The following is a 16,815-nucleotide window of genomic DNA, read 5'->3' on the forward strand; positions in this document are numbered from 1 at the left end:
GTCAGGAATCGCGGGGACGGGCGCTCGGTCCGGAGGGTCAGGAGCAGGCGGCTCCCGCGGGCTGGCTGCTGGGCCCGTTGGCGGTGAAGCCGACGGCCACCGACGCGCCCGGCGCCAGGTTCTTCGACCAATCGGGGCCCTTGGCGGTCCACGTCGTGCCCGACTGCGTCACGACCGCGTTCCAGCCGTTGTTGAGCGTCACCCCCGACGGGAACGTCCAGGTGGCGCTCCAGCCGGAGATGGTCGAGGTGCCGGTGTTCTTGACGGTCAGCTCGCCCTGGAAGCCGCCCTGCCAGGAGTTCGTCTCCTTGTAGGTGACCGTGCACTGCCCGGGAGGAGGAGTGACGGGAGGCGTCGTGGTGGAGCCGCCACCGCCCACGGGCGGGATCAGGTACGGCTGGAGGATGTCCTGCTTGGCCTGGTTGATGGTGGTCCAGTCGTCGTTGGCGATGCCGCCGGTGTCACCGGAGTTGGGGTTCCACGACCAGTACGTGAACGACATCCCGTTCACCCCGGTCCCCATGTACTTCATCAGCTCCTGCAGCCACACCTTGTCCACGTTGGAGGTCATCGTGGTGCCGAACTCGCCGAGCATGATCGGCGCGATGTTCTGCTTGTAGAGGTAGCCCCAGTACTTGTCCCAGATGGCCGGCATGTTGGCCGGGTAGTCGGGCGCGTCGAACCACGACTGGTGGTAGACGGAGGTGGCGTACTCGTGCGGCGAGTAGACGAGCCGGTTGGCCACGTTGAGCCGCACCGGGTACTGCCCGGCCTTGGTCAGGTTGCCGCCCCACCAGCCGCAGTCCTCGTCGTTGGACGGGTCGCCGTCCCAGACGTTCGACAGGCCGCCGCTCGGGCAGCTCACGCCCTCGACGAAGATCAGCCAGTTGGGGTTGACGGACAGGACGGCGTTGCCGGCGCGCTCGGCGGCCAGGCGCCAGTCGCGGTTCTGGTCGCCGCAGCCCCAGCAGGCACCGGTGGCGTTCGGGTTGGTGCCTTCGGCGTGCGGCTCGTTGTGCAGGTCGGCGCCGATGACCGTGGTGTTGCCGGCGTAGTGCTGGGCCAGCGCCTTCCAGTCGTTGATCCAGGTGCTCTCCGGGGTGGCGGAGACGTACCAGAGCGGGGACTGCCCGGCGGAGGTGGGGCGGTGGCGGTCGAGGATGATCCGCATGCCCTTGCTGCCGGCGTAGTCGACGACCTTGTCCAGGATCTGCAGCGGCGTCAGCCCGATCAGGTCGGGGTTGACGTAGTCGTTGATGCCGGTGGCGGTGGCGCCGGGCTTGAGCGCGTCGTTGGAGTACGGCACCCGCAGCGTGTTGTAGCCCAGCGAGGCCATCTTGTCGATCTGGCCCTTCCAGGGGTTGCTGGACCACAGGCCGTGGAAGGTCTTGTTGTCGGTCTCCATGCCGAACCAGTTGATCCCGGTCAGGCGCACCGTCGCACCGGTGCTGTCGACGATCTTGTTGCCGCTCGTCCGCAGGTATCCCGTGCCCGTGCCGGCCGCGGCCGAGGCGGGGGTGGAGGTCACGGCGACGGCGACCGCGGCCGCGGTGACCAGCGTGGCCAGTGCGGCCGTCGCGGCCTTGGGCAGGTGCATGAAGGTGCCCTTTCGGAAAGGGGTTGGGGCGCGGCGATATGCTCGCCACGCCCCCGGCGCACGTCAATGCGTCACGCCCGCATCATGCCTCTGACCTGCGACGACGTGTGAAAGTTTCACATCGTCCACTGCTGCGGGAACAGGCCGTTGCAGTCGTAGATCTGCAGCTTGGTGCCGTTGGCGGTGGCGCCTTGTGGCGCGTCCAGGCAGCGGCCCGACTGCGGGTTGAACAGGGAGCCGTCCGAGCGGTGCACCCACTTCTGGGCGCCGCTGCCGTTGCACTCCCAGAGCTGCACCTTGGTGTGGTTGGCGGTGCCCTGCGCGTCCACGTCCAGGCACTTGCCGAACGCGCGCAGGCTGCCCTCCGGGTGCGTGGACCAGCGCTGGCCGGTGGCGACGCCGCAGTCCCAGAGCTGGGCGGCGTTGCCGTTGGCGTTGGTGTTGGTGTCGACGTCCAGGCACTTGCCGCCGGGCCCGACGACCTGCACGGCCGGCGCGGGCAGCGTGCCGAGGCCGTACCTGACCTGGCACTGGTTGCCCGTCAGGTGGGTGGCGGTCAGGTAGAGGAAGCCGGTGCCGTTCGCCGACGGCACGATGGGCGAGCTGTAGCCGGGGCAGGACGGCTCGCCGGGGTTGTAGCCGCCGGTGGGCGCGGTGAGCACGGGCGCCTCGATCTCGGTCCACGCGCCGGCGCCGAGGTTGGTGTTGGCGAACAGCACCTGGCCGGACTCGCCCAGCACGGTCTTGTTGCCGGTCGGCCCGGCCACGACGCGCTGGCCGGACAGCAGCAGCGTGCCGTTGGCGCCGCCGCCGGGCAGCCACGTGACGTACGGGGTGTGCAGCAGTTCCCGCTGGTCGGCGGTGCGCACGAGCGTGCCGGCCCCCGAGCCCCAGCTCAGGCCGTCGGAGCTGGTCTTGATGTAGACCTCGCACGCGTGGTCGGCGTCCGTGGCGTCCCTGCACAGCTCGTACGCCATCAGGAACGTGCCGTTCGGCAGCCCCGTCACGATCGACATGCCCGGCCGGGCCAGGTTGTCGTTCGGGAAGGCGACGTCCTGCGTCATCGTCGAGCTCCAGGTCTGGCCGCCGTTCGTGGAGGTGTAGTGGCCGATGACCTGGTTGTTGGTGGCGCTGTTCGCGGGCCGCTCGTCGGAGATGAAGCAGGCCAGCGTGTTGTTCGGGGCGAGCAGGAACCACGGCTCCCAGATGCCGTGCCCGATCGTGTCGGGCAGGCCGCTGGTCTGCGTGCAGTTCGACAGGTACGTCCACGTCACGCCGTGGTCGGTGCTCTTGAACACCTCGACCTTCTGCGCCGTGTAGTCGCCCTCCACCCAGGCGGTCCCGGCGGCCAGGACGTCGCCCTGGTTGAGGCCGTTGGCGGTGCGCGGCACCTCGTACAGGACGGGCGCGCCGATCCCCCAGCCCGGGGTGTGGGAGGTGATGGTGGAGATCGGGTTCGCCGACCAGGTGCGGCCGCCGTCGGTGCTGCGGTAGATGGGGAACGAGGCGGGCGCGTTGTGGCCGCGTTTGGCGAACGTGGCCAGCATCGTCTCGTTCGCCGAGCCGTCGTGGTCGAGCCGGACCGCCCTGGGGTAGCTGGCGTCACCCTGGGGGAACGTGGTCAGGTTCGGGGAGTAGAGCACCTGGCCGGCGGGCGCCGCCGAGGCGGGTCCGGCCAGGGCTCCCAGGCTGGTGGCGATCAGGGCTAACGTGGTCAGAAGCCGCGCGGGGGATGTGAGTCGCACGTGCTGATCTCTCCTTAGCGGTCGTCCCCGATGACGGGGTCGGTGTGGGTGTCCACGTCCAGGGCGGAGCGGGCGATGACGGCGCCGTCGCTGACCAGCGCCACGTGCAGGCGCCCGCTGGTCCAGCCGGCCGGCAGCTCGGCGCGCACCTCGGCGGCGCCGCTGAGCAGGAACGGCTTGGCCTCGATCCACGGGCCGTCGGCGTCGAAGGCGGCGGGGGCGGCGCCGAAGACGGGGGTCCAGGCGGTGCGCAGGTGGCCGTTGACCGGCTCGGTGCCGTGGTGCGAGACGCGCACGGGCACGCTCACCTCGCGCGACTCGCTGAGCAGGTCACGGCCGGGCGCGACGGGCACGACGTCGAGCACGAGCGTGGTCGTGGCGTTGACGTCGGCCGGGTTCACGCCGGCCAGGTCCTTGGCGCGGCGCTCGAAGTCCAGCAGGCCGGCCATCTCGTGCTCGATGTCGTACAGCTCGGTGTAGACGTAGCCGGCCACGCGGTCGTGGCGGCGCAGCTCCTGGGTCTGCCAGCGCAGCTGCCAGCCCCGCTCGACGGAGGTGAAGCCGGTGCCGTACTCGCTGTTGAGGTTCGGCAGGCCGCGCAGCGGCTGGTCGGGGTGGCCGGCGAGCTTCTTGCGGACCACGAAGTCGGGGCCGAGCTTGACGGGGAAGTCGTCCTGCTCGCCGTTCAGCAGCGCGGCGACGGTCCTGCCCCAGGAGGCGGCGGACTCGTCGTAGTAGTGCCAGTCGAGCAGGTCCGTCTTGACGTGCGTCCAGCCGGAGTTGTCGACGGCGGGCCGGCTCGCGTCGAGCGCCTTGAGCAGGTCGTACGCCTGCGCGGTCGCCCGCTGCTTGGCCGGGTCGCCGGGAATGTCCCAGTCGAGGCCCCATTCCTCGTTGTAGAGGCCCCAGATGATGATCGCGGGGGAGTTGCCGTCCCGCTCGACCATGGGCGCGATCTGCTCCTCGAACGCCGCCACCGAGTCGGCGGAGAAGCGGCCGGTCGCGGCCGGCTCGGCCCACACGAGCATGCCGAGCACGTCGGCATGGTGGACGAAGCGCGGGTCCTCCAGCTTGAGGTGCTTGCGCACCAGGTTGTATCCGGCGGCGGCGGCCAGCTCGATGTCGCGGCGCAGCGCGGCGTCGTCGGGCGGGGTGATGCCGGTGCGCGGCCAGTAGCCCTGGTCGAGCACGCCGCGCACGAACAGGCGGCTGCCGTTCAGGTACAGGTCCTCGCCGATCACCTCGATGCGGCGCAGCCCGGTGTAGGCGGCGACGGTGTCGGTGCCGTCGGCCGAGGTGAGCGTGGCGTCCACGTGGTACAGGTGCGGGTCTTCGGGCGACCACAGGCGCGGCTCGGCCACCGGGAGCACGGCCTCGGCCACACCGTCCACCACGGGCACCTCGACGCTCAGGGACGTGCCGCGCAGGGCCAGCGTGAGCGTAGAGTCAGCGGTGCCAGAGACGCGGGCCTCGACCTCGATGGCGTTCAGCGCCTGCGACGGGCGCAGCTTCAGCGCCGCCAGGTGGGTGGCGGGCCTGGCCTCCAGCCAGACGCTCTGCCAGATGCCCGACGACGGCGTGAAGCAGACGCCGTCGAAGTCGTCGCGCGGAATGCTGCGCTGCTTGCCGTGCGCGATCTCGCGCTTGTCCAGCGGCGCGGAGACCCGGACGACGACCTCCTGCTCGCCCTCCTTGAGCGCGTCGGTGATGTCGGCCTCGAACGGCGTGTAACCGCCCCGGTGGCTGACCACCTCCACGCCGTTCACCCACACGGTGGCCTCGTGGTGCACGGCGCCGAACTGCAGCACCACCCGCTGCCCCGCCCATCCGCCGGGCACCGTGAACGTGCGGCGGTACCAGGCCAGGGGCAGCCAGTGCGCCTCGATGCCGGACGCCGGGGTCTCCCAGGCGAAGGGCACGGTGATGGTCCGGGTGTAGTCGCGCTCGGTGTCGGCCCGGAAGTCCCAGTCGCCGTTCAGGCTGGCCCAGGCATGTGACCGGTCGAAATGCGGCCGGGGGTACTCCATGGTGCTCTCTTTCATGATCCGGGTCAGCCCTTGACGCTGCCCGCGAGGATTCCGTTGATGAAGTGGCGCTGCAGCAGGACGAAGATCACCAGCAGCGGCAGCATGGCGATGCTGCCGGCGGCCAGCAGCTCGCCCCACACGGTGGCGAAGTCGGCGCCGATGCGGTTGCCGGTGACGTTCTGCGCCAGCGTGGCCAGCACCACCTGGAGCGTCTGGTGCTCGGTGTCGTTGACGGCGACGACCGGCCAGACGAAGTCGTTGTAGATGTTCATCGTGGTCAGCACGGCCAGCGCGGCCAGGCCCGGCCGGATCACCGGCAGCACGACCTTGTAGAAGATGCCGAACTCGCCGGCCCCGTCCACCCGCCCCGCGTCGATCAGCTCGTTCGGGATGGCGGCGATCGTCTGCCGCATCCAGAAGATGCTGAACGCGTCCACGCTGCCCGGCAGGATCAGCGCCTGGTAGGTGTTCACCCAGCCCAGCGCGCTCATCTCCAGCAGCAACGGGATGATCAGCACCAGCGTCGGCAGCATCAGCGTCAGCAGCACGACGCCGAAGAGCACGTTCTTGAACGGGAAGTCGTACTTCGCGAAGGCGTAGCCGGCCAGCGGGCAGAAGACCATCGTCATCCCGCCCTTGACCAGCAGCACCAGCGCCGTGTTCAGGAACCCGGTGCCGATCGGCACGTCGGCGAACATCGCCCGGTAGTTGTCCAGCGTCAGCTCGCCGATCGACAGCGGGCTGGCGATGATCTCGGCCGCCGGTTTGAGCGAGGAGCTGACCGCCCACCAGATCGGGTACAGGAACACGATCGCGAGCAGCGTCAGCAGCACGTACTGGCCGATGCCCGGCCGGTTGCGGCTCATGAGACCTCGTCCTTCGGGCGCAGCATCCTGACCGACACCAGCGACAGGCCGAAGACCAGCAGGACCAGCAGGAACGAGTTCGCGGCGCCGGTGCCCAGGTCGGAGGCGTTGATGTGGTCGTACAGGTAGAGCCCCGCGGTGGTGGTGGAGCCGTACGGGCCGCCCTCGGTGACCACGCGCGGCTCGGTGAACATCTGGAAGACCGCCAGCGTCTGGATGACCACGAGGAACGCCATGCTGCGGCGCACCAGCGGCACGGTGATCGACCAGAACTGCCGCCAGCGGGAGGCGCCGTCGAGTGACGCGGCCTCGTACACGCCGCCGGGGACCGCCTGCAGCCCCGCGAGCAGGATGATGATCGCGAACCCGGTGGTCTTCCACAGGAACAGCAGCGCCAGCGTCGGCTTCGACCACGCCGTGGACGTCAGCCACGCCACGTCGGGCAGGCCCACCAGGTTGAGCAGGTAGTTGACCAGCCCGTAGTCCTGGTCGAACACCACGATCCACACCTGCGCCATCGCCACCAGCGGCGTCACGAACGGCACGATGAACGCCACCCGGAAGAAGCCGCGCAGCCGCAGCTTGGCGTTGGCCAGCAGCACCGCGCCGCCCAGCCCGGCGACGATCTGCAGCGGCACGATCAGCAGCCACATGACGGCGCTGTTGCCGAGCGACGACCAGAACTCCGGGCTGGTCAGCAGGTACAGGTAGTTGTCGAAGCCGACCCAGCGGGCCTGGCTCCCGCCCCGCCAGCGCATGAAGCTGAGCTGCAGGGCGTAGATCAGCGGGTAGAGCCCGAACGCGCCGAAGACGGCGAAGAACGGGGCGATGAACAGGTACGGCGTCAGCCGGACGGAACGCAGCCTCATGAGCGGTCGATCAGGTTCTTCTGAATCTTCTCGGCCGAGTCGCTGATCACTTGGTCAGGGGACATCTTGCCTTCCATCAGGCGTTGCATGTTGTTGCCCAGGTAGTCGACCGACTGCGCCCACCACCACGGGATCGGCGCGGCGGCGGGGATGCTCGCCCCGGCCTCGACGGCGACCTTCCACAGGTCCTGGCCGCCGAGCGCGTCGATCGGCTTGAACAGCGGCTTGGCCGGGTCGGCCGCCGGGGTGTAGCTGGGGATGGAGGTGGACAGGCCGCCGGGGTAGACGTCGTTGGGGCCGTACACGGCGGTGTAGCCGGGCTCCTTGAAGCACAGGAACTCGTACAGCAGCCAGGCCAGCTCCGGGTTCTTGGCCTTGGCGGGGATGATGAAGCTGCTGCCGCCCATCGCGCCGCTGCGCGCGCCGCCCGGCGTCCACGCCGGCAGCGGCGCCGCCCGCCACTTGCCCTTGGTGTTCTTGAGGAGCTGCTGCGGCGCGAACGACCACCAGATCGCCCACGGCACGAACACCTGCTGGCCGTTGTCGAGCGTGTTGACGTCGGCCTGCTCCAGGTAGGGGGCGTGGGTGACGAGGTCGTCCTTGACCGCGCCCTGGATCCAGGTGAAGATCCGCCGGTACTCCTCGGAGTCGAGCCGCAGCTTGCCCTGCGCGTCGGTGAGGCTCGTGCCCTGCTGGTTGGCCAGCATCTCCAGCCAGAGCTGGCTGAGGAACGGCGTCTTCTCCAGGTGGATGGGCTTGGTCTTCGGGTCCTTCTCCTTGATCGTCTGGGCGGCTTTGAGCAGGTCGTCGTACGTGGCGAGGGTCGCCGGGTCGATGCCCGCCTTGTCGAGGACGTCCTCGCGGTACCAGAGCAGGCCCGGGTCCAGGTCCCACGGGACGCCGTAGATCTTGCCGCCCACGGTGTTGACCGACAGCTTGTACGCCGACGTCTGGTCCTTGTAGGGCGCGATGAGGTCGGTCAGGTCGAAGAGGTGCTCGGCCTGCCCGCCGATCTTGGCGTCGTCCCAGAAGCTGCCGTCGGGCACGTCGGTGCCGCTGATCAGGGTGTTGGCCAGCTTGGCGTCGATGTCCACGGCCTGGTGGTTGACCTTGACGTTCGGGTACGCCTGGCGGAACTTGGCGATCGCCGCGTCGAACACCTTGAACAGGTCCCCCGACCGGTTCCAGATCGTGATCTCGCCCTTGGCCGACGACGCGGAGGCGGTGGGCGCGGCCAGCTTGCTCGGCTGCGCGCCGGTGCCGCCCGGCGCCGCGCACGCGGCGGCCAGCGAGCCGGTGGCGGCGAGCGCGCCGACACCGAGGGCTCCCTTGAGGAAGCCGCGGCGGCCAATGGGTGATGTAGTCATCTTCGACTCCTCGCCGGACGGGGGAAGGCGTTGTGAATGCTCTGCAACGATGCAGACATAATGCATACTCGTCTGCAACGATGCAAGACCAGGTTTAGGATCTTCCCAAGAACGGCAGCCGGAGGTATAGGAGACGCATGGCCGGTCCAACCCTGCGCGATGTCGCGAAACTGGCGAACGTGTCCATCCGAACGGTGTCGAACGTCGTCAACGGATACGCGCCGGTCTCCGACGAGCTGCGCGCCCGGGTGCAGGTGGCGCTCGACGAGCTCGACTACCGCCCCAACCTCATCGCCCGCAACCTCAAGCAGGGCCGCACCGGGATGATCGCCTTCGTGGTGCCCGAGCTGGACGTGCCGTACTTCGCCGAGCTGGCCCGCGAGGTGATCAAGGCCGCCCGCGTCCACGGATACGTCGTGATGATCGACCAGACCGACGGCGACGGCGACAAGGAACGCGAGCTGCTCGGGCGCGACTCGCGGGCCACCATGTTCGACGGCCTGCTGCTCAGCCCCCTGTCCGTCTCCGCCGAGGAGCTGCGCGAGCGCGGCAACCGCGTCCCGATCGTGCTGCTCGGCGAGCACATCTACAACGGCAGCTTCCCCCACGTCGCCATGGACAACGTCGCCGCCGCCCGCGACGCCACCGCCCACCTGCTGGAGCTCGGCCGCCGCCGCGTCGCGGCCATCGGCGACCAGCCGTACGCGACCGGCGAGACCGCCCAGCTCCGCACCGCCGGCTACCGGCAGGCGCACGCCCGCGCCGGGCTGGAGGTGCACGACGAGCTGATCGTGCCCACCGCCCACTTCCACCGGCGGCTGGGCGCCGAGGCCATGGAGCGGCTGCTGGCCCTGCCCGAGCCGCCCGACGCCGTCTTCTGCTACAACGACCTGCTCGCCCTCGGCGCTATCAGGGCCCTGACCAGGGCCGGTCGCCGCGTCCCCGACGACGTCGCGGTGGTCGGGGTGGACGACATCGAGGAGGGCCAGTACAGCACGCCCAGCCTCACCACGGTCGCCCCCGACAAGGGGGAGATCGCCCGGCGGGCGGTGGACACGCTGATGGAGTCGATCAGGGGCGAGCTCGGCCCGCCACCCGAGATCGTGGTGCCGCACCGGCTGATCGTCAGGGAGAGCACCGCCGGCGAGGAGTAGGGCGGGCCGGGGTCGTGGGCCGGGGTAGTGCGGGCACTACCTGAAGTCCTCGTTCCCGCGCCCGTGTGCGGGCGGCCTGACGCGGCTTGGATGGCCGGTATGAATCATGAAATGCCAGGGCGCTGGGTCGAGGGCGCCGGACTGCTGCTGGGCCCCCTGCTGCTCGCCGCCGGAGTCCTCACCCGTCTGGGACAGGACGACTTCTTCCCCGGACAACTCGCCGCCTACGCCGCCGACCCCGCCCGGATGGCCTGGTCCTACGCCCTGTACGCGGCCGGCACCGTGCTCCTGTGGCCCGCCGTGACCGCCCTCGGCCGGCGCATCGGACCCACGGGGTGGGCGCGGTGGGGCGTCACGCTTGTCGTGCTCGGGCTGTTCGGGCGCGTGTTCCACGCCGGGATCAGCCACCTGGCGTTCCAGCTCGTGGACGTGCTCGGCCTGGAGGCCGCGCAGCGGGCCGTGCAGGGCACGTACGGCGCCTTCCACGTCTTCAAGGCCACCAACGTGTGCATCATGGGCGGCTGGATCGTCCTGGCCGTCGCCGCCTACCGGGCCAGGGCGCTGAGCCTGGTGCGGTGCGTGGCGCTGGGCCTGGCGGCCGGGCTGCCGCTGGGCGTGCTCAAGGGCAGCACCGACCCGTTCGCCCTGGCGGCCATCGCCGGGTTGATCATCGCGCTGGTGCCCCTGGGCGTCACGGTGCTCCGGGAAGGGCCGGCGCCACGGTGGTGGGCGGTGGGGCTGGCGGTCGCGTTCGTGCCCGCCGCCTTCCTACTGGGCCTGTCGGGGTAGGCGCGAGCCCAGCGCCAGCAGGCCCGCGACCAGGTACGGCCAGTTGAACAGGGCCAAGGTGCTGGAGCAGCCGTGTCCCGCACCCGACAGGAACCAGGCGACCGGCATGTAGAGCGCGGGCACCAGCAGCACCAGGCCGAGGAACGGCGCGGCCCGATGCCCGGCCAGCACGGCGCCGATCGTGGCCCCGGGCGGGACAGTAGCAAGGCGACGAGGGCGGCAGCCGCGCAGGCCACCGGCAGCCACAGGCCCGCGGGCGCGCCGCAGGGCGAGGCGTAGAGGACGGCGAAGGTCACCGCGTTGACCGCCAGGATGGCTGCCAAACGGAGCATCGGCGGGGGCCTCTCAGTCGGTGAGGAGCTTCACGATGGCGATCACGCCGATGCAGACGATCACCCCGCGCAACACCGGCGCGGGCAGCCTGCGCCCCACCCGCGCCCCGAGGAAGCCCCCCGCCATCGAGCCCAGCGCCACCAGCAGCACCGCCGTCCAGTCCACGTCGGCGACGAGCGCGTACAGGATGGCGGCCGTGCCGTTGACCAGCACGACCAGCACGTTCTTGGCCGCGTTGACGCGTTGCAGCTCCTCGTCGATGAGGATGCCCATCAGGCCGATGAGAAGGATGCCCTGCCCGGCGCCGAAGTAGCCGCCGTACGCGCCGGCCGCCAGCGCGCCCAGCCAGAGCCACGGGCCGCCGTGCGCCCGCTTGGGCCGGTCGGCGAGGGCGCGGCTGAGCCGGGGCTGGATCACGACCAGGGTGCAGGACATCGCGATGAGCACGACCACGACCGCCGTGAACGTGCTCTCCGGCAGGTTGAGCAGGAGCAGCCCGCCCGCCAGCGCGCCCGCCACGGAGGCGGGCGCGAGCCGGAGCAGCCGGCCGCGCTGACCGGTCAGCTCCTCGCGGTATCCGGCGACGCCGGTCAGCCCGCCGGGGACCAGGCCGATGTTGTTGGAGACGTTCGCGGTGATCGGCGGCAGGCCCACCGCGAGCAGCGTGGGGAACGTGATCAGCGATCCGGATCCGACGACGGTGTTGATGGCCCCGCCCGCCACGCCGGCCGCGAGCACCGCGACCATCTCCCAAGGTGTCATGGTCTGCGACTCTAGAGCATGTCTTAACCAGTAAGACAAATCGTACCGCTATGTGAGAAGAATGCTCCGGCCGGACCTGCGGAAAACCACAGCCCGATCCGGGCACGCGCATCATTCCGGCGGCCAGGGCCGAAAACCTAGCGTTCCTGGTCATGAAGGAGAAGTTGTTCGACGTTCCCCGCCGCGTGCTGGCCGGGGTCGCGGCCCTGCTGGCGCTGGCCGCCGTGGTCGTGCTGACCGCCATGTCCGGCAGCACGATGCAGCCGTTGCCCGCCTCGGCGCCGGCCGGGGAGTTCAGCGCGGAGCGGGCACTGAAGCATCTGGAGGCGTTCGCCACCCGGCCCCGGCCGATCGGCGGCCAGGCGAGCGCGCAGGCCAGGGACTACCTGGTGGAGCGGATGCGCGCGGCCGGGCTGGAGGTGCGGGTGCAGCGGGCCGTGGGGGCGAACCCGTCCACGGGGCTGGCGTCGTTCGGCCAGGTGGACAACGTGGTGGCCACCCGGCGCGGCACCGACCCGACGGGCACGGTGGTGATCGCCGCCCACTACGACTCCGCCGCCATGGGGCCGGGCACCTCGGACGACGCGGCGGCCGTGGCGTCGATGCTGGAGACCGTACGGGCGCTGGGCGGAGCGAAGCTCCGCAACGACCTGGTGTTCCTCATGACGGACGGCGAGGAGGACGGCGTGCTCGGCGCCGAGGCGTTCGTCAGGGAGCACCCGCTCGGGAGCAAGGGCGGCGTGCTGCTGAACTGGGAGGCGCGCGGCGTCAGCGGGCCGTCGCTGATGTTCGAGACGTCGCCGGGCAACGCCGGGCTGGTCGGGACGTTCGCCGACGCCGTGCCCTTCCCGAGGGGCGACTCGATGATGGTCGAGCTCTACCGGCTGCTGCCGAACAACACCGACTTCACGCCGATGACCGAGGCCGGGTTCAGGGGCATGAACTTCGCCTACATCCAGGAGTCCTCGCGCTACCACACCGCCGACGACTCCCTTGCGCACCTGAACCGGGGCAGCCTCCAGCACCACGGCACGAACATGCTCGCCCTGGCCCGCACGCTCGGCGCCGCCGACCTGCCGGCGCTGGACGCCGACCACGACGTCACCTACTTCCGGCTCCTCGGCGTCCTGCTCACCTACCCGAACGGGCTGGTGTGGCCGCTGGCCGGGCTCGCCGTCGCCGCGGTGGCCGGGCTGGCGTTCGTGGCGTGGCGGCGGCGCCTGGCCGGGCCGGGGCGGATGGCCGTCGGCGCGATCTCGGGGGTCGTGCCGGTCGTGGCGGCGGCGCTGCTCGCGCAGGGCTTGTGGGAGGTGCTGGTCGCGATGCGGCCCGACTACTACGGCATGGGCGGGCTGCTGCACCGGCCCGACGTGTTCCGCCTGGCCGTCGCGGTGCTGGCCGGGCTGGCGGTGCTCGGCTGGTACCTCCCGCTGCGGCGCAGGCTCGGCCCGGCGGCCTTGGCCATCGGGGCACTGGCCTGGCCCGCGCTGCTCGGCGTGGTGTGCGCGCAGGTCGCGCCGGGCGCCTCGTTCATGTTCGCGCTGCCGGCCCTGTTCGCCGCGCTCGGCGGCCTGGCCGCGCTGCTCCTGCGCCGTCCTGCCCTGAAGGTGGCCGCGCTGACGGCGGGGCTGGTCATGGGGGCGGCGCTGCTGCCCGGGCTGGCGTTGACGGCGTTCGACGGGATGGGGCTGGCGCTCGGCGGGGCGAGCGCGGCGGTGCTGGCACTGTTCGGGCTGGTCGCGCTGCCGGCCGTCGAGCTGTGGCTGCCCGAGCCGCACCGGCCGCTCGCCCGCCCGGTCGCGTTCGGGGTGCCGCTGGTGGCCGCCGCCCTCGCGGTGGCGCTGGTGCCCGCCGGGCTGGCGGTGGACGCGTTCGACGCGGCCCACCCGAGGCGGACGCACCTGGCGTACGTGATGGACGCCGAGACCCGGCAGGCCGGCTGGGTCAGCGCGGACCTCGCCCCGTCCGAGTGGACGAGACGGTACGTCTCCGGCCGCGACACCTCGTCCCTGCCGCCCGGCTACGCCCGCGGCGCCCTGTGGACCGGCCCCGCGCCGGCGGTGGACCTCGACGGGCCGCGCGTCACCGTGCTGCGTCAGGACGGCGGCACGTACCGGCTGCGGGTCACGGCCGGCAGGGGCGCGCGCTCGCTCACCCTGCGCGTCGAGCGGCCGGTCGTCGAGGCCACCGCCAAGGCCGACGGGATGCGGGCCGTGACCGTGCCCGTCACCGGCACCCGGGCCAACACGTGGCCGGGCGAGGTGCGCTTCAGGGGCATCCCGGCGGGCGGTGCGGAGATCACGCTGAAGGTCGCGGGCACGGGCGAGCTGCGGGTGACGGCGATCGGCGAGCGGGACGGGTTCGCCTCCGTGCCCGGGTTCGCGCCGATGCCGGCGGGGCTGGTGGCCGCCACCCGCGAGGACGGCGGCCTGGTCGCGATCACCCGTACGTACCGGCTCTGAGCCGGGGCAGGGCCCGCTTGAGGATCTTGCCGGTGGGGCTCATCGGCAGCTCGTCCACGAACGACACGTGACGGGGATACTTGTACGCGGCCACCCGCTCCCGTACGAAGTCGCGCAGCTCCTCGCAGGTCACGGGGGCGCGCAGGGCGACCACGGCCTCGATCTCCTCGCCCAGCCCGGGGTGCGGCACGCCGAACACGGCCGCCTGCCGCACTGCCGGGTGCTCGTAGAGCACCTCCTCGACCTCGCGCGGGTAGACGGTGTAGCCGCCACGGATGATCACGTCGCGGCGGCGGTCGACGAGGAAGAAGTAGCCGTCGCCGTCCACCCGCCCGAGGTCGCCGGTGTGGAACCAGCCGTCGCGGATCACCTCGGCGGTGGCGGCGGGGTCGTTCCAGTAGCCCTTCATGACGTTGGGGCCGCGCACCACGATCTCGCCGATCTCGCCGGCCGGCAGCTCGCGGCCGTCGTCGCCGACGATCTTCATCTCGACGCCCCTGATGGGCCAGCCGATGGAGCCGGCCCTGCGGTGGGCGCCGCCCCGGTTGGTGGCGGCGACGGGGGAGGTCTCGCTGAGGCCGTACCCCTCGACGATCTCGCAGCCGAAGCGGGTCTCGTAGGCCCGCAGCACGTCCAGCGGCAGCGCGGCCCCGCCGGAGGCGCAGACCCGCAGCATCGACATGTCGGAGGCGCCGGGGTGGTCGAGCAGCGCGATGAACATGGTGGGCACGCCCTGGAAGACGGTCACCCCGTCGCGCCTGATGACCTCCAGGGCGCGGCCGGGGTCGAAGCGGCCGAGCAGCGTCAGGCGGGCGCCGGCGTGCACGGTCGCGTTGAGCGAGCAGGTCTGGCCGAAAGTGTGGTAGAGCGGCAGCGCGCCGAGCACCACGTCGTCCACGCCGAGCGCGTGCATGCGGGCCACGGTGGCGGCGTTGCCGCCCAGGTTCGCGTGGGTGAGCTCGATGCCCTTGGGGCGGCCCGTGGTGCCGGAGGTGTAGTGGATGACGGCGGTGTCGTCGTGCTCCATGTCGGCGACCTCGTGCTCGGCCGCGACGCCGCGCAGCAGCCGCCTGAACTCGCCCGGCACCACGAAGAAGCAGTCGGTGCCGGCCGCGCCCGCCTCGGCCGTCTCGGCGAACGCGTGCCAGGCGATGAGCAGCCGGGCCCGGCAGTCGCCCAGGTAGGCGGCGATCTCGCGGCGTTTCAGCAGCGGATCCAGCGGGACCACCACCGCCCCGGCCCGCAGCACCCCGTAGTAGACGACGCCGAACTCCGGCACGTTCGGCAACATGATCGCGACCCGGTCGCCGGGGCCGATCCCCCTGCACCGCAGCAGGCCCGCCAGGCGGGCGCTCAGCTCGTCGAGGGTGCCGTAGGTGAGCTGCGCCTCGTCCAGCGTGAGAACCGCTCTGCCGCCGAGCCGGGCAGCGGCGGTGTGGAGCCGGTCAGCGAGGTTCATGGAAAGACCGTACGTCCGATCTCCCACGGCTCTCATTGGTCGCGGCGGCCAGTCTTTCCCGCCCGGCATTGGTCGGGAGGGCGTCCTGGAGCGCGATCGCGACGAGCAGCTCCACCAGATCGTTGATCGAGCGCAGGCTGCGGCCGGTGCGCTCCTGGATGCGGCGCATGCGGTACTGGGCGGTGTTCGGGTGGATCTGCAGGCGCTCGGCGGCGGTGCGCAGGTTCAGGTCCGCGGCGGCGAACGCCCTGATCGTGGCGGTCAGCACGCCGCCGCGCGCCCGGTCCTCCGACAGCAGCGCGGTGATGCGCGGGTCCACCAGGTTGCGGGCGGTGTCGTCGGCCTTGAGCGCCAGGTACTGGAAGGGCGTGATCCTGGGCAGCGCGGCCACGCCGCCCTCCTCGGGCACGAAGTCCAGCACGGCCCTGGCCTCCTGGTAGGCCTGCGGGATCTGCGCGGCGCCGGTGCAGACGGTGCTGACGCCCATGGCCAGCCGCACCCCCTCGACGGCCAGGCTCTCCACCACGCCCTGCAGCCGGTCGCACAGCTCCTCCGGCCCGGTGCCGGGGCCGAGCACGGGGACGGCCACGATCTCCGAGCGGCGCACGACCGACAGCGTACGGGTGCCGTTCCCGGCGATCCTGGCGATGGCCGCGCACGCGGAGTGCCGGGCGTCCTCGGGATCGGCGGCGGACCCGGCCAGCACGGCGGTCACCACGAGCAGCGGCGCGCGCACATCGGGGCCGAGTCCGTGCGCCTGCGCGGCGGCCACCTCCCTGCCGCGCGTCGGCGGGCACCCGGACAGCAGCGTCTCCAGCAGGTCGCGGGTCTCGCGCACCGCCTCCGCCGCCGCGTACTGCTGGAACTCCATGTACGCGTTGGCGGCGTGCGTGCTGGCGAAGTCGCAGTACCGCATCAGCGGCGTGGCCAGCGACAGCGCCGCCTCGCGCCCCGCGTACGTGGGCCCGGCCCGCGCGACCACGGCCTCCCAGAACACCTGCTGCCCCACCCGGAAGGCGTTGATGTAGTCGGCCAGCGCCACGCCCGCCCTGGCCCGGCGCATGGCGGCGCGCCGGGTGAAGGAGATGTCCTCCAGCGTCACCGTGCGCTCCTCCAGGAGCACGGCGAGCTTGGCCCGGTAGTGCTTGACCACCTGGTCCCGCACGTCGGCGTGGAAGGCCGGCCCCATGGCGTCGTAGGCGGGGATCTCCTCCCGCATGGTCGTGACCGCGACGTCGGCCAGCTCCCGCACGTCGCCGAGCAGCCCGGACAGGATGCGCGTGCGTTCCGCGCGTACGGCGGCTTCCACGGTGCTCGAACCAGTGGACATGCCGGGATGATCCATGGCCGATGCCTCACGGTCAACGGGTTGTGACCGTGATGAG

Annotated in this window: 13 protein-coding genes; 3 read left to right on the top strand and 10 right to left on the bottom strand. The window is 71.5% G+C overall.

Annotated features, from left to right (window positions below):
- Window positions 1–37 precede the first annotated feature (37 nt).
- From HCN51_RS32875 to HCN51_RS32900, 6 genes are all read right to left on the bottom strand, one after another.
- The gene (locus tag HCN51_RS32875) at window positions 38–1,597 is read right to left on the bottom strand and encodes a cellulase family glycosylhydrolase (protein WP_168014852.1); all 1,560 of its coding nucleotides are present in this window, start codon (window positions 1,595–1,597) and stop codon (window positions 38–40) included.
- Window positions 1,598–1,713: 116 nt separating this feature from the next.
- On the bottom strand, window positions 1,714–3,342 hold the full coding sequence (locus tag HCN51_RS62510) for a ricin-type beta-trefoil lectin domain protein (protein ID WP_168014854.1): 1,629 nt from the start codon (window positions 3,340–3,342) through the stop codon (window positions 1,714–1,716).
- A gap of 14 nt (window positions 3,343–3,356) precedes the next feature.
- A complete protein-coding gene (locus HCN51_RS32885) occupies window positions 3,357–5,369 on the bottom strand; it encodes a glycoside hydrolase family 2 protein (RefSeq protein ID WP_240973484.1) in 2,013 nt (670 codons plus the stop codon).
- Between the two features lie 23 nt (window positions 5,370–5,392).
- Window positions 5,393–6,235, bottom strand: a complete 843-nt coding sequence (locus HCN51_RS32890) for a carbohydrate ABC transporter permease (protein WP_080044493.1) — start codon at window positions 6,233–6,235, stop codon at window positions 5,393–5,395.
- Window positions 6,232–7,104, bottom strand: coding sequence for a carbohydrate ABC transporter permease (locus HCN51_RS32895; protein WP_080044494.1), 873 nt, complete (start codon window positions 7,102–7,104; stop codon window positions 6,232–6,234). Before HCN51_RS32895 ends, HCN51_RS32890 begins: the two co-directional genes overlap by 4 nt.
- Entirely contained in the window at window positions 7,101–8,471 is a 1,371-nt protein-coding gene (locus HCN51_RS32900; protein WP_168014858.1) for an ABC transporter substrate-binding protein, read from the bottom strand. The genes HCN51_RS32895 and HCN51_RS32900 overlap by 4 nt, the downstream gene beginning before the upstream one ends.
- A 137-nt stretch (window positions 8,472–8,608) precedes the next feature.
- Between HCN51_RS32900 and HCN51_RS32905 the strand changes: the two genes are divergently transcribed.
- Both HCN51_RS32905 and HCN51_RS32910 read left to right on the top strand, forming a co-directional pair.
- The gene (locus tag HCN51_RS32905; RefSeq protein ID WP_168014860.1) at window positions 8,609–9,625 is read left to right on the top strand and encodes a LacI family DNA-binding transcriptional regulator; all 1,017 of its coding nucleotides are present in this window, start codon (window positions 8,609–8,611) and stop codon (window positions 9,623–9,625) included.
- Window positions 9,626–9,736: 111 nt separating this feature from the next.
- Entirely contained in the window at window positions 9,737–10,414 is a 678-nt protein-coding gene (locus tag HCN51_RS32910; protein ID WP_240973485.1) for a hypothetical protein, read from the top strand.
- On the opposite strand, the gene HCN51_RS32915 is transcribed toward HCN51_RS32910, so the two are convergent.
- A complete protein-coding gene (locus HCN51_RS32915; RefSeq protein ID WP_168014864.1) occupies window positions 10,394–10,585 on the bottom strand; it encodes a hypothetical protein in 192 nt (63 codons plus the stop codon). The two genes, HCN51_RS32910 and HCN51_RS32915, sit on opposite strands and share 21 nt — an antisense overlap.
- A gap of 174 nt (window positions 10,586–10,759) precedes the next feature.
- Entirely contained in the window at window positions 10,760–11,509 is a 750-nt protein-coding gene (locus tag HCN51_RS32920) for a sulfite exporter TauE/SafE family protein (RefSeq protein ID WP_168014866.1), read from the bottom strand.
- Window positions 11,510–11,661: 152 nt separating this feature from the next.
- On the opposite strand from HCN51_RS32920, the gene HCN51_RS32925 reads away from it, so the two are divergent.
- The gene (locus HCN51_RS32925; RefSeq protein ID WP_168014868.1) at window positions 11,662–13,971 is read left to right on the top strand and encodes a M28 family peptidase; all 2,310 of its coding nucleotides are present in this window, start codon (window positions 11,662–11,664) and stop codon (window positions 13,969–13,971) included.
- Here HCN51_RS32925 and HCN51_RS32930 read toward each other — a convergent pair.
- Both HCN51_RS32930 and HCN51_RS32935 read right to left on the bottom strand, forming a co-directional pair.
- Window positions 13,949–15,430: a long-chain-fatty-acid--CoA ligase gene (locus tag HCN51_RS32930; RefSeq protein ID WP_080044501.1), complete on the bottom strand. Its 1,482-nt coding sequence runs from the start codon at window positions 15,428–15,430 to the stop codon at window positions 13,949–13,951. The genes HCN51_RS32925 and HCN51_RS32930 overlap by 23 nt on opposite strands.
- A complete protein-coding gene (locus tag HCN51_RS32935; RefSeq protein WP_168014869.1) occupies window positions 15,417–16,760 on the bottom strand; it encodes a PucR family transcriptional regulator in 1,344 nt (447 codons plus the stop codon). Before HCN51_RS32935 ends, HCN51_RS32930 begins: the two co-directional genes overlap by 14 nt.
- Window positions 16,761–16,815: the final 55 nt, after the last annotated feature.

The sequence above is a fragment of the Nonomuraea composti genome, from assembly GCF_012034275.1.
In the GTDB taxonomy this organism is placed as follows: domain Bacteria; phylum Actinomycetota; class Actinomycetes; order Streptosporangiales; family Streptosporangiaceae; genus Nonomuraea; species Nonomuraea composti.